This window comes from Aeromicrobium erythreum (assembly GCF_001509405.1).
GTDB classification, from domain to species: Bacteria; Actinomycetota; Actinomycetes; order Propionibacteriales; family Nocardioidaceae; genus Aeromicrobium; species Aeromicrobium erythreum.
Genome location: NZ_CP011502.1, coordinates 3564833 through 3584213 on the forward strand (window position 1 = coordinate 3564833; position 19381 = coordinate 3584213).

The window sequence follows — 19381 nt, forward strand, 5'->3', positions numbered from 1 at the left end:
GTCAGCCGGTCGTCGTCCCCGTGAAGGCGGCGAGCGCCTCCGGCGGGACGGGCTGGTCGAGGTTGGCCAGGCGCACCTGGCCCTGCGCGACGAGCCTGCCGTCGCTGCCGACGGAGTCGAGGTGCCACAGCTGCTGGGTGCGGCCGCGGTGGATCGGGGTCGCGGTCACGGTGATCGTGTCGCCGAGCTTCGCCTGGCGGATGAAGTCGGTCGAGTTGTTCGTGCCGACCACGACACCCTTCTCGCCGAGCCAGATCTGCGCGGCCACGCTGGCGGTCGACTCGTGGACGGCGCAGTAGATGCCGCCGTGCGGGATGCCGAAGGGTTGCAGGTGCCTCTCGGTGATCGTGAAGCGCACGACCACCTTGTCTGCCGTCAGCTCGACGTGCTCCACGCCGAGCACACCGTCGAGTCCGGGAAGGTCGCTCATGGGGCGAGCCTAGACCTCGGCCTCAGTCGAGGACCCAGACGGCGACGGCGTGGGCGACGGCCAGCCACACCACCAGCAGCAGGGTCACCGCCAGCATCGCCCCACCGACCACCGCGTCGCCGACGACGAGGACCCGCGCCGACACCCACAGCAGGACGAAGCAGCCGGCGGCGGCCCAGCCCGGGTGCACGCGCAACGCGGGGAGCAGGAGACGCCCGGGGTAGCGGTCCAGCACGCCCGCCTGGCGCGCCCGGGCGACGGTGGACCGGTCACCGAAGTCGTCGAGCGCGGCGCGACGCAGGTGGCCGACACCCGCCACGTCGCCGGACCGCGTCGTCAGATCACCGAGCAGCGCGCGGGCCTGCGGATCCGCAGGGTCGGCCTCCAGCGCCTCCAGGACGTGTCGCCGGGCGTCCTCGCGACGTCCGAACTCCAGGTGCCAGTGGGCGCGGAGGAGGGCGACCCGGCCCGAGCCCGGCGCGAGCGCGGCGAGGGCGTCGATCGCCCGGGCCGACTCGTCCTCGAACCGCCGGACGACGAGGTTCGCCGCCAGCTGGGCCCGGACCTCGACGTCCTCGGGTGCGTCGGCGGCGGCCGACGCGAGCACCTCGGCCGCCTCCCTCAGGCGACCGCGACCGGTGAGGACGTGGGCGAGCACGCGGCGCAGCTCGACCGACCCGGGGTCGCCCGCGAGGCCGGACCGGGCGACGGACTCCGCGTCGTCCCAGCGCTCGAGCCGTGAGAGCGCCCACGCCCGCAGCAGCAGCACCTGCGGGTCGGTCGGGTCCGCGCCGTCGAGGACCTCGAGGCAGCGGTCGGGCCGGTCGGTCTGCAGCCAGTGCCGGGCGAGGCTGACGGTGCGCTCGTCCACGTCAGCGACCCGTGAGCCGCCGCCGCACGGCACGCTGACCGAGGTAGGACTCGACGTCCGCCCACTGACCACTCGCGTTGGAGAACTCGACGTAGTCGCGGGCCCGCGCCAGCCAGTCCAGCGCCGACGGGGTCACCTGGGCGAGCGCGGCGGTCAGGTGCTGCTGACCGACGGGGATCTCCTCGCCGGTGTCGAGCACCGTCTCGATCACCTCGTCGAGGGCACGCTCGACGGTGGCGCGCAGGTCGGCACCGGTGAACAGCTCGGTCGCCCGCGCGAGCGTGCGCAGGTCCACGCCGGACGTCTCCACGCCCCGCAGCCTGACGTCGAGGATCGCCTCGCGGGCCGCCTCGTCGGGCGGCGGCACGAAGACGCGGCGGTCGAAGCGTCCGGGCCGCAGCAGCGCGCTGTCGACGTCCCAGGGGGCGTTGCTCGCCGCCAGCACCAGGAGGCCCTCGGTCGAGCGGCCGACGCCGTCGAGCTCCTGCAGGAGGGCGTTGGTCAGCCGACGGCCCATCTCGCCCTGCGCCCGCTGACGCGCGTACCCGATCGCGTCGATCTCGTCGATGAACACGACGGCCGGCCGCAGGTCGCGCGCCTGCGCGAAGATCTCGGACACGTTCAGCTCGGCCTGGCCCTGGAACGGCGAGACCACGTCGTCGATGCCGACCGAGAAGAACGGGAGGCCGCACTCCCCGGCGATGGCCCGGGCGAGCAGCGTCTTCCCGCAGCCGGGAGGCCCGTAGAGGAGCACACCGCCGCCGGCGCTGCGGTTGTACTTCGCGTACAGCTCGGGTCGCACGAACGGCAGGATGATCATGCGGTGCAGCAGCTTCTTGACGTCGTCCATGCCGCCGACCTCGGCGAAGGTCAGGCCGACCTCCTCGGCCAGGCTCGGCGCCGTGTCGGGACCGGCGTCCAGCGCGATGCCCCGTCGCGCGATCGCCTGCTGCAGCGACGCCTCCAGCTCGGCCAGGCCCTCGACCAGACCGCCACCACGGGCCACCTCGAGGGCGCCGCGCGCCACGTCGAGCCGGTCGACGTCGAGGGCGCGCCGGGTCAGCACGAGGGCGTCCTCGGGTCCGAGGTCGCCGGCCGACAGGAGGCCGGCCTGCAGCGTGACCGCCTCGTCGACGCGGCCCGCGTCGACGAGCAGGTCGGCGAGGAGCCCCACCAGCGCGACGTTGGTCGGGTCGGCCGCGACAGCGGCCTGCAGCGCGTCGATCCTCGGGTCGGTCATCGGTTCCTCCTGCTAGCAGCGCGACTGACGAGCACGGCGATCCAGAACCATGCGACGAAGACCAGGAAGGCCGCGAGGAGCACCGCACCGGCCGCCTGCGTGGGACGGTAGCCGAGCAGGAGGGCCGCGGCCAGGACGACACCGAGCTGGGCAGGCACGACCAGCGCGTCGGGCAGGCGTCGGACGAGCCGCAGCGGCCAGGCGAACCAGCGCGCCTCGCGGCCGACGTCCCGCGCTCCGCTCGCGAGCTCGCGGTCGTCCAGGTTGCTGAGCGCAGCACTGCGCAGACGGGGTGCCGCCTGCCTGCTGAGGCCCCGCTCGTGCTCCAGCGCGCCCAGCAGCCAGAGGGCGTCCGCACGCGTGGGGTCCTGGGCGAGCACCCCGCGGACCACCTCGACGGCGTCCGCGTCGCGCCGCCGGACCATCAGCAGGCGTGCCCGGACCATCTCGACCTCTGGAGAGCCGGGCGCCTCCGCCGCAGCACGCGTGAGCACCCGCTCGGCCTCGTCGGGATGTCCGTGGCGCAGCAGCAGCGACGCGTAGCCGGTCAGCAGGACGACGTGGCGAGGCTGCGCCTCGAGGCACGCGAGGAGGAGGCGTTCGGCCTGCGCGACGTCGCCCAGCTGCTCGACGGCGACGGCGCGCTGGAAGCGCAGCTCCAGGTCGTCGGGGGCGAGGGCAAGACCACGGGACGTCACGTCGACGCACTCCTGCCACCGCTCGAGCTGGCGCAGCGCCATGGCCTGGAGGGCGAGACCGCGCGGGTCCGGTTCGGCACCCGCCTGCGCGAGCTCCTCGAGGCAGCGCTCGGGGCGGCCGACCTCGAGCCAGTGCTCGGCGCGCGTCAGCGCGGAGTCGCTCATCACAGGGTGTCCCGGATGCCCGGGACGGACAGACCGATCACCGCCGACGCCAGGAGGCCCGCGATCGTCGCCGCGACGCCCACCCCCCAGAACGACGCCACGTCGTCGCCGCGGGCCTGCCAGGCGCGGAACGGTCGCAGCAGCAGCGGCAGCTGGCCGGCGAAGGCGGCCAGCCCGCCCACGCGGAACGACACGGCATTGCTGAGCGTCGTCCCCAGGGCGAGGGCAACGCCCAGCGCCACCCCGACGACCCCGATCCCGACGACGGCGGCCTGGACGGCAGGCGACACCCGCAGCCGACGCGCGATCGCCAGCATGCCGAGCGTCGTGCCGACGCTGCCGCCGACGATGGCCGGGAACACCCCGGAGAACACGTTGTAGGAGGGCTCGACCGGCTGGTAGTCCTGCAGGACCGGGCGGAACGGACCATCGACGGCGTCGGGCATGGGGTCATTCCACCACGCCGGCACGGCCGAACAGCCGCGCGCTAGAAGAGCGAGTTCAGCTCGCCGTAGTCGAGACCACGAGCCAGAGACTCGTACGTGCCAGCGTCGAACAGCTCCGCAGCCGCTCGTCGGGCCACGGCGTAGGCGGCTTGTGCGACGCTCGAGCCGACGCTCACCCGTGCCACCCCGAGTCGTGAGAGCTCCGCGACGCTCAGGCCGCCGGGTCCGGCCATCACGTTGAGCGGGCTGGCCACGGCCTCCACCAACGTCGCGATGGTCTGGCGGTCGCCGACTCCCGGGACGAAGACGCCGTCCGCTCCGGCGTCGAGGTACCGGTGCGCCCGTTCGAGCGTCTCGGCGAGGAGGTTCTCGGGAGCGGTGAGGCCCCCGAGATAGACGTCGGTCCGCGCATTGACGAACAGGGGCACTCCCGCCCGCAGCGCTGCGCGTCTGGCGGCGCTGATGCGGTCCACGAGCTCGTCCGGGTGAAGCGCGCCGTCCTCGATGTTGATCCCGACGGCACCGGCTTCGAGCATGGCGTCGACCGTTCGCTCCACGCCGTCCGCACCCGCTGCGTACCCGGCCTCGACGTCGACGGTGACCGGCACCGAGACCGCGCCAGTGATCCGAGAGACGGCGGCGACAGCGTCCGCGCGCTGCAGGGCGTTGCCGTCCGCACGACCGACCGCCCACGCGACACCTGCACTGGTCGTCGCGACAGCCGGTGCGCCGGCCTCCTCGACGATCCGGGCGCTCGCCACGTCCCAGACGTTGGCGAGGAGGAGCGGGCGGCTCGGGTCGGCGTGGAGGGCGTGGAAGGCTGCGGCGTGCTCGATCATCGTGTTCACCTCGCCAGTCAAAGGGGCTCGGCTGCCTCCGTCTGGCGAGTTTCGGACGAGACAGGCACCGTCCGACTCCTGGGTCCACCGCTGCACGAGGACTGTCGGGCCTCATCACGACGGCACAGTGGACCTCCGAGCGAGACCCGTCGCGCAGGGCGAGAGGTCTCAGGAGCCGTGTGTCGCAAGCCGTGCCACGGGGACCGCTATCACCGCGAAGCGGACGACCCTTCCCGCCAGACAGGTGACGCCGAAGAGGACTCGGGGTTGCCGGGCGCAGCCCGCAGCGACGCTGGCGACGGCGAGCGGCGGGAGGCCGACGCTGGCAGCCGCGAAGACGATCGGCACCGCCGTCCTGCGTTCCTGCAGCGCCGCAACCACGCGGCTGGACCTGTGACCCTGACGTGCGGGGGCCTTGCCACGGGCCTTCGCCACCCCTCTGCGGGCCGCCTCGTAGATCACGAGCTTGCCGACCGTCTGTCCCACGGCGAGACCCAGGACCACGAGCACGAGCACGTCGGGCCGCGCTGCCACAGCGACGAGCGCATAGGCCTCGGCGTTGAGCACCGGAACGAGGGCCGAGCCCGCACCCACGAGCACGGCAGCGCCGGCCGTGACGAGGACGGCGCTCACCCGCAGCCCTCCCCTGCAGGCGCGAGGAGCCGGAGGACACGTCGTCCGGACCACACCTTCACAGCGGCCACGGCGAGGACCAACGACAGGGAGAGCCAGGGCAGACCCACGAGTGCCAAGAGCACCACGGCGGAGGTGTTGACCGCCTTCGCAGGCGGAGACCAGTTCCACCGATACACCATTGGGTCCACCGCGGCAAAGTCATTCGGACTGGCGAGGGGCCACGCGAGGAAGGCGAGCGAGAGCATGGTGTCGAGGACCATGAACGACAGGAAGAACGGCACGAGCGCCACAGCCGTCTCGGGCAGGTGTCCGATCACCCCGACGCAGAGGACCGACGTGCAGGCTCGGTCGCTGACGATGTCGAGGACAGCCCCGAACCGGGTCTCCTCGCCCCGGCGGCGGGCCACGAGCCCGTCGAGCATGTCTCCGATCCAGTACACGCCGTAGGCGACCGCGAGGAGGTCAAGGCGCGCCTCGACCACGGCGACGACGCCGGTGACGACGGCTCCTACCGTGCGCACGAGGGTGACGAGATTGGCGACGGTGCGCAGGTCTCCGAGGTCGACATCCCGGTGAGGCGCGAGACCCACCTGCGCCGTCCTGTCGGGGTCTTCTCGGCTGGAGAGGGCGGAGAACGAGATCATGTCCGCAGCGTGCATCCCTCGCCGGACGCTCTGCATCGCCACGCAGGATGGGACGACCCAGCCGCCTCGGAACGAGGGACCACCCTGGCTGGTACCTCGGTACCGAGTTTCAGCGGGTGCCGTCGGAGAAGATCAAGTGCGCGGTCACCCGATGCAGAATCGACGACATGACGACCACTGCTCCCTCTACTTCGTGGCTGCCCGTGGCATCGCGTGCTCTGCGTCCGTGGCTCTTCGGCCTGACCTGCACGGTGCTCGCGTGCTCACTGCTGTGGACCTTCGCTCAGCACGGTGCGATGCGCTTCGCCGTGGCCAGCACCGCCGGCATCGCGGTGGCGGCCTGGGCATCACGGTCGGCACCCGTCGAGCGCTCGCTGTTGCTGATCCTCGCCACCTGCGTGTCCGTCGGGATGACGAATGCCGAGATGCTCTCCATGTGGCCCGCCACCGCCGGACTCGTGGCCCTTGCCGGCTATGTCTGCTTCACGCACCGGAGCAGCCGTTCCCTGCAGGCGCTGGGGATCCTGATCGTCGCCACGCTGGTGGTGGCGTGGGTGTGGTTGGTCGCACCACTGACGTCCGACGGGTGGTCGGAGCCGGTACCAGCGGGTCCCCGGCGGGCGGCGGCCGCTGCCGACCCCTCGGCCTGGAGCTCGCCGCCCATGGATCCCGACCGGGCAGGTCTCGCCTTCGTCGCCGTGGTCCTGGCCATCGTCGTCGTGGTGGCGGGTAGAAGCATCGCCGGCATTCGAGGCATGTTCGCGCACTCACGCGGAGAGACGGACCGGGTGAGCCGCATCGCCCAGCGCGTGGATGCCGACCGTGCGGACCTCGAACGGCGTCATGAGCTCGCCCAGGAGCTGCACGACTCGATCGGGCACCATCTGACGGCGATGGTCGTCCAGGCCGAGGCCGGCCACGTGTCCTCGCCCGACCGCGCGCTCGACTCGATCGGCACGCTCGGGCGAGAAGCGCTCCAGGAGCTGGAGGCCGTGCTCTTCGGACTGCGCCAGGCACCCCGACCCGGCGGAGAGCTCACCCGCATCCACACTCACCTGGTCCCACCGCTGCACGCTGCCGGCTTGGAGGTCACCGTCACCGTCGCCGCACAAGATCTGTCTGCCGCCTTGGAGCACACGGTCTACCGCATCGTGCAGGAGTCGCTCACCAACGTCATGCGGCACGCTCAGGCCACTCGCGTGCGAGTCGTCGTCGACGAGACCGAGAACGGCAACATCCGCGTCCTGGTCGCGGACGACGGCGTCGGCCTCCCTGAAGCACTGCGTCGTGGCGCGGGCCTGCAAAGCATCCGCCGTCGCGCAGAAGAAGCGTCGGGCACCGTCGCCGTCAGGAGCTCTTCCCCGCATGGCGTGACCGTCGAGGCCGTGCTGCCACGGGATGCAGGATGATCGCCGTGGCCGTCATCGACGACCAGAGTCTCGTGCGCGACGGCCTCTGCCTCATCCTCGACGCCGAACCGGACATCACCGTCACCATCGAGGGCGAGCACGGCGGGAAGCTCCTCGACGCCCTCGATCGCGGAGTGGAGGTCGACGTCGCGTTGCTGGACCTGCGCATGCCGGTCATGGACGGGATCCGCACCCTGGGCGAGCTGTCACGTCGCGCGATGCGACCTGCCGTGCTGGTGGTGACGACCTTCGACCGAGACGAGCTGGTGCTGGACGCGATCGCCGCAGGGGCCGACGGCTACCTGCTCAAGCGAGGACGCCGCGTCGACCTGCTCTCGGCTGTCAGGACCGTGGCCGCAGGCGGCTCGGTCCTGGCGCCCGATGTCGTCCCCGCGGTCGTGCGCCGCGTCCGACGGGACCCGTCGACGACGGCGGAAGACATCTCACGACTCGGGCTCACGCCACGCGAGCACGAGGTGCTCACCCTCGTGGGGCGCGGTCTCAGCAACCACGAGGTCGCAGACCACCTCATCCTGTCCCCGCACACCGTGAAAACCCACGTCACCAACCTCTTGGCCAAGACGCAGAGCAGAGATCGCGTGCAGCTGGCGCTCCTCGCCGTGCGCGCCGGTCTGGTCTGAGTGATGCCGTGAGGGCGCGACGCCAGCACTGCTCCTGGTGGGCTGCTCGCGGCCCGGACGCGTGATGATGACGGCGCCGCGTCCTGAGGTCTCTCGAAGCCGGACAGTCCACAGATGGGAGCGGACGTGTGCAGCGTGAGCGCACGTCAGAGGCCGACCGTCTCACGGTCCCAGGGTGCGCGGCGCGACAGATCTCTGGGTGGCTCAATCGCGCTCGCGGCGGCGCGGTCTCTGGTAGATGACGCCGAGCACGGCAGCCAAGGTGTTGAGGCTCATCAGCTGCGCGAAGAGGCCCCAGTTGAGGGCGTCGTCGGTGACGAGGGCCAGCGCGGCGATGAAGACGAGGATGAGGATCGAGACGACCACCCATTGGATGACGAACTGGCGGACGACATCGGCGGATGTGCGAGGTGTGGAGGTCATGGTGTTGTCCTGTTCGAGCGGTGTGCGTGGGGCGGCGGAGTAGCCGGGGTCCTCGTGCGGCGGGAGGTCGCCATGGCGAGGTGGGTGCCCGGGCGACGGGGCGATGTCGATGCAGGACGAGCGGGCATCGACACCGCCCGGTGCCCGGGCGTCAGGCCCTGCGTCGGCGCAGCGCCAGCATCGATCCCGCAACGAGGGCGACGGTCCCGGCGATCAGCAGGCCCAGTTGCGGTCCGCCGGCGTCGGGCAGCGGACCGCCGTCACGTCCCGGGCGGCTCGTGCCGGGGTCTGGGGTCGGTGTCGTGCTGCCGTCGTCGGGCACGGTCGGCGTCGGGGTGGGCGTGGGGGTCGGGTCGACGGCCCGGACATTGACCAGCTCGCCGGCGTCACCGGTCGGGTCGGCCGCGGTCAGCGTGGCGGTGAGCTGACGATCTGAGCGGACGTAGCCGTCCGGCGCCTGCGCCTCCACGACCGTGTACGTGCCCGCGGCCAGTCCGGTCAACGAGAAGTGGCCCGGCCGCGTGTCACGGTCGCCGGCGCCGTCGTCAGCGACCGTGGTGCTGAAGTTGTTCGGCCCGGTGACCGTGAACGTGGCGCCGGCGAGAGCCTCACCGTCCTCGTCGACCTTGGTCCAGGCGAGCGTGCCCTGGTCCCCGGTGCCACCGCCGCCCTGACGGACGTACCGGATCCGGTCGGTCCACGTGCTGTCCCGCGTGCCGAACGTGTTCTCGATGACGTCCCCGGACGCGACGGAGTCGTCGACCGCAGCCTCGTAGATGTAGCGGTAGGCGATCGAGCCGTCCGTCACGGCGTTCGGGATCGTCACGGTGAACCGGTGGTCGGCTGGGTCGTCGGACAGCGTCCACGTGCTCGAGTCCATCTGCGTCCAGTTCTGAGAGCTGTCGGACTGGTAGACCTGGAAGGTGGAGGCGACGATCGACGTCCGCGGGTCGTAGGTGTCGGTGACGGTGGTGCCGTCGTCGAGCCGGCTCCCGCGGATGGCCGCGTCGTAGAGGATGTTGCCGTTGTCCCGGAGCGTCGAGGTCTTGATGGCCGCGTCGGCCCAGCCGCCCTGGCGAGGGTTGATCTCGGTGTCGGTGTGGATGATGCGGCCCGCGCCGGTGGTCCAGTCGAGTCCTGCGCCGTTGGTCGGCTGCGCGCCGATGACGGGCACCGTCAGCTCTCCCTGCACGTTCGACGCCGTGGCGACGTAGTCGGTGAAGGTGCAGGTAGCGCGGGTCTGCTCGATGACACAGTTCGCGATCACCTGCCCACTCGGCGAGCGCAGCTCCTGGGTGCCCGGGACGCCACTCACCTGAGAGGGGATGCCGACGGTGAACGTGTCGCCCGGCTGGGTTCCCGTCGGAGCCTGCCAGGTCACGCGGGCCTCGAGGCCTTCGCCCACGAGCGCGGACTCAGGCGTCACCGAGATGCCGGTGACGACGTCGCGGTCGGCGGCGGTCGCGCTGGTCGTGCCGGCTGCAACGAGCCCGGCTGTGAGGACGGCTGCGACGGCGAAGAACGCGGCGAACGGCCGCCGCCAGAAGATGGTGTCCATGATCCCCCTTACGGGTCCGATGCCCCGGGCGGATCGCCGCGGCGCCGGTCAAGAGTCTAGAAAGACGTTCGCATCACGCGGAAGTGGTACGGATGTTTATTCGAGCGTGAGCTCCGACTCATGGAGACGGGGGTCTCGGTGCAGCAGTCAGACACCTTCGACTCAGCGCGCTGGAGTCGGGGCGGCTGCCTGCGGGGGCGCGAGAAGGGTGATCTGCGTCTCTGACAGTCGGCCTTGCCGAGCGACGAGCCAAGCGACGGACGTTTGAGTACCGGCCCTTGCGTCGATGAGCGTCCCCGCGGAATCCTCGGAGTGGTGCACGCAGGTGGTGTGCGTGCAGAGTGTTCACCGAGACCTTCTGGCGAGGCACTGGCTTACCACGCTATCGTGTCGTCATGACTTGTACGATCTTCCAAAAAAAGGGATCCCTTGCTGTGCTCGCGGTGATCGGGCTCGCCCTGCTGACCGGGTGCGGCGGTACCTCCGGCACCGAGAGTGGGGCCGCAGACGCGTCGGCCTCGCCGAGTGCTTCCGCCACCGTCCCGAGCCTCGACCCGTCGAACCCGTGCCCGGCCCTTACGGGCGACGACGGGCTCGTGGATCGCGCGCTCGCCGGGGCGGACCTTTCGGGCGACGAGCGCCAGTCTCTCCAGGACACGCTGTTCGCGGTGGTCTCCTCCGGTCCGAAAGACCTGCAGGACCCGGTCGGACAGCTCGTCGACTACCTCGACGACCCCGAGGCCTACCAGCCCCTCGACGGCGGTTCCGACGATGAGGTCACCGCGGCGGCGAAGGCCATCCGCTCCGCCTGCTCCTGAGTGAGAACTTCCGACTCAGAAGGCCGCTTACCGGGCTTGATCTCGCGACCCCCCGGCCCAGGTCGAGATCGTGCTGACGCGCAGACTCTGTCGACGTCCGCTCGCCTGACCAGGGTCGGGTCCAGGCTGCGTCGCCTTTCGGGCCCAACCTGCACCGACGACAGCAGCCATGACCTGGGTGATGCCCGCCGCGACGAGCACGGTCTCAGCTCCGACCCAGCCGATCACCGCTCCTCCCAGGAGCAGGCCGACGGACGTCCCTCCCGAGTGCAGCACGGTCTCGGCGGTGAACGCCGCTCGTCGGTCGGCGCCGTGGGTACGGGAGCTGATGGCTGCGTTGAGCGCAGCGATCGCCCACGGCGTGGCGGCGCCGCCGACTGCCGCCGCGCACGCGACGCCGACCAGGCTCGGAGTCGCCAGCGGGAGGAGCAGGAAGGCACCACCGAGGGTCAGCCATGCGCCCGACATGGCGAGCGTGTGCGGCACGCGCTGGATGACGAACGGGACGACGAACGAGGCGAGCACCGAGGCGAGTCCGTACCCGCCCATCCCGGCCGCGAGCAGTTGACCGGGGCGACCGTGTTCCGTGCCCAGGATGGTCAGTCCCAGGCTGAAGCCGAACCAGCACACGCCGGCGATGCCCGCCATGGCCACCCCGGCGGCGAGGTCCGGGTGCCTGCGCAGCACCGCAACGGCGGACACGCCTCGCACGGTCGCAGGGACGGTTCGGTCCTGTGTCGGGGTGGGGACGCCAGGTACCGCGAGGAGTGCCAGCGCGGCCAACCCGACGACGACCGTCTCGCACCACAGCAGCGGCGCAGCACCCCACACGGTGACGCACCAGGCCGCGGCAGGCGGGGCGAAGACCATCGACACGCGGTGGGCGAGGTCCTGCCAGGCCAGCCACCTGGCCGGGCCCATCCTCCCGCCTCGGCGGACGTGCTCGTCGGCGAGATCGGCGACCAGCGACCGCTCCGCCGGTCCCAGCAGCGCGGCTGCCGACCCCGTGATCAGCCCGGACGCACCGAGCGCCGTCGCTCCGAGCTCGCCCGAGATCGTCGCTGCAGGCACCACTGCCATCCCGACAGCATTCGCAGCCATGACGACGGCCAGAGCCCGGCCTGTCGTCAGACGGTCGCGCACGTGGCGACCCCACCATGCCACGGTCAGCAGCGGCAGGCCGGCCGCTCCCCCGACGAGACCCATGGTCCAGGGCTCGCCAGTCTCCTGGAGCGCCACGAGAGGGAGCGCGACAGCCGTCAGGCGAGTCCCGATCCAGGTGACGAAGGTGGTCGCGGTCAGCAGCAGCAGAGAGGTGCGCACGACTCCAGCGTGCGGTGCGATGCGCGCGTCAGGTAGGGGTGACGTCGCGACCCTGACTCATACACTGAAGGCATGACGCCACGCCTTCGCACTGATGACCTGGTCCTGGCCGAGGCCGTCGCCCGGCACGGATCGGTGGGGGCTGCTGCGAAGGAGCTGCTGACCACCCAGCCATCGGCATCGCGGCGCCTGGCAGCTCTCGAGCGTCGTCTCGGTACTCGGCTGTTCGAGCGCGACACGACGGGCGCCCGCCCCACACCAGCCGGACGTGAGCTGGCGCGGCACGCCGCACGACTCCTGGCTGAGCTCGAGATGCTCCCCGCCCACGTCCAGGCGGCCACCGAGACACGGGCCCTCAGCCTCGGAACGATCCAATCCCTCGCACCCATCGTCTTCACCGCTGCGCAGGTCGAGCTCCCCGACATCGCGATCCAGGGAGAGGTGGACCACGGCCCCGTGCTCGTCGGCCAGGTGCATCAAGGCCTGCTCGATGCCGCAATCATCACCATCGCGGGCCAGACCGTCCTCCCCCACGGACTCCGCACCGTCCCGCTCGGCAGCTCCTCGCACGTGCTCGTCCTGCCACACCTGACACCTGCCCCAGGCAAGGACGGGAGAGACCTGGCAGGTCGAGAGGTCATCCACCACTCGATCGACCTCGCAGGCCACCGGCTGCACGCAGCGCTCTCCGCGCTGGGAGCCCACGCACACCACGGGCTGACGCTCGAGACGACACTGCGCGTCGCGCGACATCGTCGAGTCCCGGCCGTGGTGCCCGAGATGGCGGCCCTGTGGTGGGACGATCCGCGCGACACCCTCCTCCCGTCGCCGGTCACGAGCAGCACCAGCTTGCAGCTCGTGACCCGGCAACCACCCCACGCCCTCCTCGAACGAGCACTCCCCGGGCTACGCGCCCGCATCCTGGGCGTCCCCCGTCCCTAGATGCCCCTCGAGTCGATGAGCGTGTCTCGGACGAGACGAGCGCCTGGTCGACTCCTGCGGCTCATCGGACAGATACCGCTACCCCCTAGGGGTATCGTGGTCCCATGAGTCCTCGTCATGTCCTCCTGACCCTGGCCTCGGCCCTCCTGCTGGCCGGGTGCGGCTCGCCCAACACCAGCGACGAGGGCCACGACGGAGCCGACGTCACGTTCGCGCAGCAGATGATCCCCCACCACGAGCAGGCCGTGGAGATGAGCGACCTCGCACTCGAGCCCGCCCGCGGCGCGTCCGCCGAGGTCACCGACCTCGCCACCCGCATCCGCGCCGCCCAGAAGCCGGAGATCGAGGAGCTGACCGGCTTCCTCGAGGGCTGGGGCGAGGACGTGCCCAGCGGGCACGGTGGCCACGAGGGGCACGGGGGCGCCGGCCACTCGATGACCGGGATGATGAGCGAGGACCAGCTGTCGAGGCTCGCCGACTCCGACGGCGCCACCTTCGACCGGCTCTGGCTCGAGCTGATGGTCGAGCACCACGAGGGCGCCGTCGAGATGGCCCGGACCGAGCTCGCCGACGGCCAGGACTCGCGCGCGAAGGCGCTGGCGCGCGCCATCATCGACGCCCAGACCGCCGAGATCACCCAGATGAAGGGACTCCTCGGATGAGCGCCACGCACGAGCACCCCGAGGCGCCCGGCTACTCCGACGACAAGAAGGCGGTCCTCGCCCGACTGCGGCGTATCGAAGGCCAGGTCCGCGGCCTCACCCGCATGGTCGAGGACGACACCTACTGCATCGACGTGCTCACCCAGGTGAGCGCGACCACCAAGGCGCTCGAGGCGGTGGCCCTCAAGCTGCTCGACGAGCACCTCGCCCACTGCGTCGTCAACGCGGCGCGCGCGGGCGGGCCCGAGGCCGACGCGAAGGTCAAGGAGGCCTCCGACGCCATCGCCCGGCTCGTCCGCTCCTGAACCGACCCGAACCCAGCCGACCCCGTCCCGAGAGGGGACCAGCATGACCACCACCTACGACGTCACCGGCATGACCTGCGCCCACTGCGTCGCCGCCGTCACCGAGGAGCTCAGCGCCCTCGACGGCGTCACCGACGTCACCGTCGACCTCGTCGCCGGCGGCACTTCCCACGTCACCGTCACCGGCGACACCTCGTCCGACGCGGTCCGCGAGGCCGTCGCCGAGGCGGGGTACGCCCTGGCCTGAGGGGAGCACACCGTGACCACCCAGAACGCCGGCCAGGAGACCGTCAGGCTCGACGTGCACGGCATGAGCTGCACGGCCTGCGCGGCGCGCATCGAGAAGAAGCTCAACCGGCTCGACGGCGTCGAGGCGAGCGTCAACTACGCCACCGAGAAGGCGACCGTGCGCGTGCCCGAGGGCACCGACCACCAGGTGCTGCTCGACGCCGTCGCCGCGACGGGCTACTCGGCGACGCTGCCGCAGGAGCACCACGGCGGGGCGCACGACCACACGGACGGTCTCCATGGGGCCGCCTCCATGCGGCGACGTGCGCTCGTCTCCGGCGTGCTCAGCCTCCCGGTCCTGGTCCTGTCGATGGTGCCGGCCACCCAGCTCCCCGGCTGGCAGTGGCTGGCGCTGGCCCTGGCCACCCCCGTCGTCACCTGGGGCGCCTGGCCGTTCCACCGGGCTGCCGCCACCAACCTGCGCCACGGCGCCGCCACGATGGACACCCTCGTGTCGGTCGGCGTCGGCGCGGCGTACCTCTGGTCGCTGTGGGCCCTTCTCCTCGGCGGGGCGGGTCACGTCGGGATGCGGATGGAGTGGTCGCTCACCGGCGGCGGCGCCCACGAGATCTACCTCGAGGTCGCGGCCGTCGTCACCACGTTCGTGCTCCTCGGCCACTACCTCGAGGCGAACGCGAAGCGTCAGTCGAGCGCCGCCCTCCGGGCGCTCCTCGACCTCGGCGCCAAGGACGTCGCCGTGCTGCGCGACGGCCTGGAGACGCGCGTCCCCGTCGACGACGTGCGCGTCGGCGACCTCTTCGTCGTCCGGCCGGGCGAGACGATCGCCACCGACGGCGAGGTCGTGGAGGGTGCGTCAGCCGTCGACGAGTCGATGCTGACGGGCGAGTCCGTGCCCGTGGAGGTCGACGAGGGTCGTGCGGTCACCGGGGCGACGGTCAACGTCGGCGGTCGGCTCGTGGTCCGCGCCACGGCCGTCGGCGCCGACACCCGGCTCGCGCAGATGGCGAGGCTGGTCGAGGAGGCCCAGGAGGGCAAGGCCGAGGTGCAACGGCTCGCCGACCGCGTCGCCGCCTGGTTCGTGCCCGCCGTGATCGCCCTGGCGGTGGCCACGTTCGCGGGCTGGCTGCTGCTCGGCGGCACCCTGACCCAGGCGTTCGTCGCGTCCGTGGCGGTCCTGATCATCGCCTGCCCCTGCGCCCTCGGCCTCGCGACGCCGACCGCCCTCATGGTCGGCACCGGTCGCGGTGCGCAGCTCGGCGTCCTCATCAAGGGGCCGCAGGTGCTCGAGTCGACCCGCCGCATCGACACCGTCGTCCTCGACAAGACCGGCACGGTCACCACGGGCGAGATGCGCGTCGTCGACGTGCGGCCTGTCCCCGGTGTCGACGTCGGGCGGCTCCGCGCCCTCGCGGCCGGTGTCGAGCACGCGTCGGAGCACCCCGTCGCCCGCGCCGTCGCGGCCCTCGTCGACCAGCCCCTTCCCGTCCAGGACTTCGCCAACCACCCCGGCCAGGGCGTCAGCGGCGTGGTCGACGGCAGTCGTGTGCGGGCCGGACGGGCGTCGTGGCTCGGCCACGACGTCGCGCCGGTCGACGTCGTCGGCACGACCATCGCCGTCGAGGCCGACGGCCGCCTCGTCGGCACCGTGACGGTGGCCGACACGGTCAGGCCGACGTCGCGCCAGGCGGTCGCCGACCTGCGCGACCTGGGCCTGGAGCCGGTGCTGCTGACCGGCGACGCGCGCCGCGTCGCCGACGCCGTGGCCGCCGAGGTCGGGATCGAGCGGGTCGAGGCCGAGGTGACGCCCGACGACAAGCTGCGCGCGGTCCAGCGCCTGCAGGCCGAGGGTCGCGTGGTGGCCATGGTCGGCGACGGCGTGAACGACGCCGCCGCGCTCGCCGCCGCCGACCTGGGCATCGCGATGGGCACCGGCACCGACGTCGCGATCGCCGCGTCGGACCTGACGCTCGTCTCCGGCGACCTCTCCGCCGCCGTCGTCGCCGTGCGGCTGTCGCGGGCGACGCTGCGGACCATCCGGACCAACCTGGTGTGGGCGTTCGGCTACAACGTCGCCGCCCTGCCCCTCGCCGTCGCCGGGCTCCTGAACCCGATGATCGCCGGCGTCGCGATGGCCGCCAGCAGCGTGCTCGTGGTGACCAACAGCCTGCGCCTGCGTCGCTTCGACTGACTCACGGCTCTCGTCCACCTACGACGACGCGTAGTACCGTGTGCCGGTGAGCGCAGACCGCCGCCTGACCTCGGGCCACGCCCGCACGGTCCGTGCTGCGTTCGTCGGCGCGCTCACGACGGGGCTCGGCGTCGGCGCCCACGAGGCCGCCGGAGGCGCTGCGCCCTCCCTGGGTGCGCTGGGCGCGATCACCGTGGGCGTCGGCGCGCTCGCCTGGATGCTGAGCGGCCAGCGCTGGACCCCGCGGACCCTCCTTGCGGCGTTCCTGCTCACGCAGGGCGCCGTCCACGGCGTGTCGATGGCGCAGCACCCCGTCATGGGTGGCGACGGCGCCCTCATGCTGCTCACCCACGGCCTGGCCGCCGCTCTCCTCGTGGCCGTGGTCCCACGCGCCGAGCACGCGCTGCTGTCGATCCTCGACCACCTCGCCCTGCGGGCGCTGCGGATCCTGCGCGTCCTCGCGCCCACACCGCGCCCCGACCTCCTCGTCTCCACCCCGTCGTCGCTGCACGGCGTCGCGCGCCTCGCGCTGCCTCTCGGAAGGGCACCCCCGGCATCGGTCTGACCACCGATCCACCCCCTTCCCGGAAGAGACACCCATGCACCCGACCCTCCGGGGTCGGTCCGTGCTGCTGTGCCTGCTCACCGGCCTGCTCGTGCTGCTGCCCGGGCTCGCCGCGTCGGCGCACAGCGCACTGATCGGCTCCAACCCCCAGACCGGCTCGACCGTCCAGGCCCTGCCGGAGCAGCTCGAGCTGCGCTTCAACGAACCCGTCAGCGACATCAGCCCCGCCATGGTGCTGCGCCGCGACGGCGACACCGTGGCCACGCTGAGGCCTCGCGCCGACGGCACCCGGCTCCTGGCCGACGCACCCGGCACCACGCTGCCCGACGGCCGCTACACGCTCGTCTGGCGCGTCGTGTCGGCCGACGGCCACCCGATCGACGGCGTCGTCGCGTTCACCCTCGGCGACGGTCGGACCCCGGCCATCGCCGCACCCACCCAGCGCACAGCGTCCGACGTCTCCTCGACGTCGCGCTACGGCGCGTACGCGCTGGGCGGCCTCGCTGCCCTCGTGCTGCTCGCCGCCGTCGTCGTCCTCGTGCGCCGCTCCCGCACCACCCCGACCTCCGACAAGGACCACACCCGATGAAGCGACTCACCACCCTCCTGCTCGTCACCGTCACCGCCGTCGGCCTGACCGCCTGCGGCGCCTCCACCGACGCCTCGACCGCCACCGAGGCGTCGACCGTCTCGGTGCAGGACCCCTGGGTCAAGGCCGCCGACTCCGGCATGACCGCCGCGTTCGGCACCTTCCGCAACGCCGCCGACCGCGACGTCACCATCGTCTCCGCCACGACCGACGGCGTGGCGGGCCGTGTCGAGCTGCACGAGATGGCCACCGACGAGGACGGCCAGATGGTCATGCGCCAGAAGAAGGGCGGCATCGTCGTCCCCGCCGGGAAGGCGCACACGCTCGAGCCCGGCGGCGACCACATCATGCTCATGGACCTCACCCGACCGGTCGAGCCCGGACAGGACGTACGCGTGACGATCCGGTTCTCCGACGACTCGACCATGTCGTTCACGGCCCCCGCGCGGTCCTTCTCCGGCGCCGAGGAGGACTACGAGGGCGGCACCGGTCACGGGGACACCGGCGAGCACGCGGACCACGGCGACCATGGGTGAGCCGCGTCGCGGACTCTCGCGGCGGGCGCTCCTGACGTCCGGCTCGGTCGGTGCGGCCGGTGTCGTCGTGGGTGCCGCCGGCGCGTCGGCCGCGGCCCACGAACCACCCGCCGCCGACCCCGGCCTGCGGACCGTCCCGTTCCGCGGGACCCACCAGGCCGGGGTCGTCACGCCCCCGCAGGACCACGGCGTGCTCGTCGCCTACGACCTGCTCGACGGTGTCGACGCCGACGCACTCCGCCGGCTGTTCGCCATCTGGACCGACGACGTGGAGCGTCTGACGGCCGGACGCGCGGGGCTCGCCGACACCGAGCCCGAGCTGGCGCTGCGCCCGTCCGGGCTCACGGTCACGCTCGCCGTGGGGCCGGGAGCGGTCGAGGCCGCCGGCGTCGACGTGCCGTCGTGGCTCGGCCCCCTGCCAGACTTCACCGTCGACCGGCTCGAGGGCCGCTGGAGCGAGGGCGACCTGCTGCTGCAGATCTGCTCCGACGACGAGCTCGTCGTCTCGCACGCCCTCCGTCTGCTCACGAAGGAGGCGCGCACCTTCACGACCGTCCGGTGGGTGCAGCGTGGCTTCCGTGGCCCGCTCGGGCGTGACCGCACACCGCGCAACCTCATGGGCCAGGTCGACGGGACGGCCAACCCGCGGCCTGCCGACCACGACGCGCTCGTGTGGCGCAGCTCGACGACGACGCCCGAGGGTCCGGCCTGGCTCGACGGCGGCACGACCATGGTGGTGCGGCGCATCCGCATGGAGCTCGACACCTGGGACGAGATCGACCGGACCGCGCGCGAGCGCACGATCGGGCGCCGGCTCGACGACGGGCGGCCGCTCACCGGCGGACGACTCGAGGACGATCCCGACCTCGACGCGGTCGACGCCAACGGGCTGGAGGTCATCGACCCCTTCGCCCACGTCCGCCGGGCCAGGACGGACGACCGTCGCCAGCGCATCCTGCGGCGGCCTTACAACTACGACGACCCGCCGCCACCGGGCGAGCTGACCGACGCGGGCCTCGTCTTCGTGTCCTTCCAGGCCGACCTCGAGGCGCAGTTCGTGCCCCTCCAGCGGCGGCTCGCCGAGCTCGACCTGCTCAACCAGTGGACCACCCCGATCGGCTCCGCCGTGTTCGCGGTGCTGCCCGGCGCACGCCGCGGCGAGCAGCTCGGCCAGTCCCTCCTCACCTGACCTCCTCTCCTGCGA

23 protein-coding genes are annotated in these 19381 nt (G+C 72.2%); 12 read left to right on the plus strand and 11 right to left on the minus strand.

The features are described from left to right. Position 1 precedes the first annotated feature (1 nt). The 8 genes from Aeryth_RS16845 to Aeryth_RS16880 all read right to left on the minus strand — a co-directional run bounded on the left by Aeryth_RS16845 (position 2) and on the right by Aeryth_RS16880 (position 5969). Complete coding sequence (locus tag Aeryth_RS16845; protein ID WP_067860992.1) at positions 2–430, minus strand: PaaI family thioesterase; 429 nt, start codon at positions 428–430, stop codon at positions 2–4. 22 nt (positions 431–452) lie between these two features. Further along, positions 453–1301: a tetratricopeptide repeat protein gene (locus Aeryth_RS16850; RefSeq protein ID WP_144433839.1), complete on the minus strand. Its 849-nt coding sequence runs from the start codon at positions 1299–1301 to the stop codon at positions 453–455. Between the two features lies 1 nt (position 1302). Continuing rightward, entirely contained in the window at positions 1303–2541 is a 1239-nt protein-coding gene (locus Aeryth_RS16855) for an AAA family ATPase (protein WP_067860995.1), read from the minus strand. Next, positions 2538–3404, minus strand: a complete 867-nt coding sequence (locus tag Aeryth_RS16860; RefSeq protein ID WP_067860997.1) for a tetratricopeptide repeat protein — start codon at positions 3402–3404, stop codon at positions 2538–2540. The genes Aeryth_RS16855 and Aeryth_RS16860 overlap by 4 nt, the downstream gene beginning before the upstream one ends. Next, on the minus strand, positions 3404–3850 hold the full coding sequence (locus Aeryth_RS16865; protein WP_067860999.1) for a hypothetical protein: 447 nt from the start codon (positions 3848–3850) through the stop codon (positions 3404–3406). Before Aeryth_RS16865 ends, Aeryth_RS16860 begins: the two co-directional genes overlap by 1 nt. Positions 3851–3891: 41 nt before the next feature. Continuing rightward, on the minus strand, positions 3892–4785 hold the full coding sequence (locus tag Aeryth_RS16870) for an isocitrate lyase/PEP mutase family protein (RefSeq protein ID WP_236749772.1): 894 nt from the start codon (positions 4783–4785) through the stop codon (positions 3892–3894). Between the two features lie 72 nt (positions 4786–4857). Continuing rightward, complete coding sequence (locus tag Aeryth_RS16875) at positions 4858–5322, minus strand: hypothetical protein (protein ID WP_067861003.1); 465 nt, start codon at positions 5320–5322, stop codon at positions 4858–4860. Next, positions 5319–5969 carry a CDP-alcohol phosphatidyltransferase family protein gene (locus Aeryth_RS16880; protein ID WP_083516663.1) on the minus strand — a complete coding sequence of 217 codons (651 nt, stop codon included), beginning with the start codon at positions 5967–5969 and terminating at the stop codon, positions 5319–5321. The genes Aeryth_RS16875 and Aeryth_RS16880 overlap by 4 nt, the downstream gene beginning before the upstream one ends. A 167-nt stretch (positions 5970–6136) precedes the next feature. On the opposite strand from Aeryth_RS16880, the gene Aeryth_RS16885 reads away from it, so the two are divergent. Together Aeryth_RS16885 and Aeryth_RS16890 are read left to right on the plus strand one after the other, a co-directional pair. Then, positions 6137–7378, plus strand: a complete 1242-nt coding sequence (locus Aeryth_RS16885) for a sensor histidine kinase (RefSeq protein ID WP_158509226.1) — start codon at positions 6137–6139, stop codon at positions 7376–7378. Continuing rightward, positions 7375–8019 carry a response regulator gene (locus Aeryth_RS16890; RefSeq protein WP_067861007.1) on the plus strand — a complete coding sequence of 215 codons (645 nt, stop codon included), beginning with the start codon at positions 7375–7377 and terminating at the stop codon, positions 8017–8019. Before Aeryth_RS16885 ends, Aeryth_RS16890 begins: the two co-directional genes overlap by 4 nt. A gap of 204 nt (positions 8020–8223) precedes the next feature. On the opposite strand, the gene Aeryth_RS16895 is transcribed toward Aeryth_RS16890, so the two are convergent. Both Aeryth_RS16895 and Aeryth_RS16900 read right to left on the minus strand, forming a co-directional pair. Continuing rightward, positions 8224–8442, minus strand: a complete 219-nt coding sequence (locus Aeryth_RS16895; protein ID WP_067861009.1) for a hypothetical protein — start codon at positions 8440–8442, stop codon at positions 8224–8226. A gap of 151 nt (positions 8443–8593) precedes the next feature. Further along, a complete protein-coding gene (locus tag Aeryth_RS16900) occupies positions 8594–10000 on the minus strand; it encodes a SpaA isopeptide-forming pilin-related protein (RefSeq protein ID WP_067861011.1) in 1407 nt (468 codons plus the stop codon). A 395-nt stretch (positions 10001–10395) separates the two neighbouring features. Here Aeryth_RS16900 and Aeryth_RS16905 point away from each other — a divergent pair, with 395 nt between their 5' ends. After that, the gene (locus Aeryth_RS16905) at positions 10396–10818 is read left to right on the plus strand and encodes a hypothetical protein (RefSeq protein WP_144433840.1); all 423 of its coding nucleotides are present in this window, start codon (positions 10396–10398) and stop codon (positions 10816–10818) included. Positions 10819–10845: 27 nt separating this feature from the next. On the opposite strand, the gene Aeryth_RS16910 is transcribed toward Aeryth_RS16905, so the two are convergent. Continuing rightward, on the minus strand, positions 10846–12141 hold the full coding sequence (locus Aeryth_RS16910) for an MFS transporter (protein WP_067861015.1): 1296 nt from the start codon (positions 12139–12141) through the stop codon (positions 10846–10848). 72 nt (positions 12142–12213) lie between these two features. On the opposite strand from Aeryth_RS16910, the gene Aeryth_RS16915 reads away from it, so the two are divergent. From Aeryth_RS16915 to Aeryth_RS16955, 9 genes are all read left to right on the plus strand, one after another. Beyond that, positions 12214–13083 carry a LysR family transcriptional regulator gene (locus Aeryth_RS16915; RefSeq protein ID WP_067861017.1) on the plus strand — a complete coding sequence of 290 codons (870 nt, stop codon included), beginning with the start codon at positions 12214–12216 and terminating at the stop codon, positions 13081–13083. Between the two features lie 104 nt (positions 13084–13187). After that, entirely contained in the window at positions 13188–13745 is a 558-nt protein-coding gene (locus Aeryth_RS16920) for a DUF305 domain-containing protein (protein WP_067861019.1), read from the plus strand. Further along, positions 13742–14050 carry a metal-sensitive transcriptional regulator gene (locus Aeryth_RS16925; RefSeq protein WP_067861021.1) on the plus strand — a complete coding sequence of 103 codons (309 nt, stop codon included), beginning with the start codon at positions 13742–13744 and terminating at the stop codon, positions 14048–14050. The genes Aeryth_RS16920 and Aeryth_RS16925 overlap by 4 nt, the downstream gene beginning before the upstream one ends. A gap of 43 nt (positions 14051–14093) precedes the next feature. Next, positions 14094–14297 carry a heavy-metal-associated domain-containing protein gene (locus Aeryth_RS16930; RefSeq protein WP_067861023.1) on the plus strand — a complete coding sequence of 68 codons (204 nt, stop codon included), beginning with the start codon at positions 14094–14096 and terminating at the stop codon, positions 14295–14297. A 12-nt stretch (positions 14298–14309) separates the two neighbouring features. Further along, positions 14310–16487, plus strand: a complete 2178-nt coding sequence (locus Aeryth_RS16935) for a heavy metal translocating P-type ATPase (RefSeq protein WP_257721382.1) — start codon at positions 14310–14312, stop codon at positions 16485–16487. A gap of 46 nt (positions 16488–16533) precedes the next feature. Beyond that, positions 16534–17052, plus strand: coding sequence for a hypothetical protein (locus Aeryth_RS16940; protein ID WP_144433841.1), 519 nt, complete (start codon positions 16534–16536; stop codon positions 17050–17052). A gap of 34 nt (positions 17053–17086) precedes the next feature. Next, positions 17087–17641, plus strand: coding sequence for a copper resistance CopC family protein (locus Aeryth_RS16945; protein ID WP_067861026.1), 555 nt, complete (start codon positions 17087–17089; stop codon positions 17639–17641). Next, the gene (locus tag Aeryth_RS16950) at positions 17638–18177 is read left to right on the plus strand and encodes a copper chaperone PCu(A)C (RefSeq protein WP_067861028.1); all 540 of its coding nucleotides are present in this window, start codon (positions 17638–17640) and stop codon (positions 18175–18177) included. Before Aeryth_RS16945 ends, Aeryth_RS16950 begins: the two co-directional genes overlap by 4 nt. Then, positions 18170–19366 (plus strand): Dyp-type peroxidase, encoded by a 1197-nt coding sequence (locus Aeryth_RS16955; protein ID WP_067861030.1) that lies wholly within the window; start codon positions 18170–18172, stop codon positions 19364–19366. The genes Aeryth_RS16950 and Aeryth_RS16955 overlap by 8 nt, the downstream gene beginning before the upstream one ends. Positions 19367–19381: the final 15 nt, after the last annotated feature.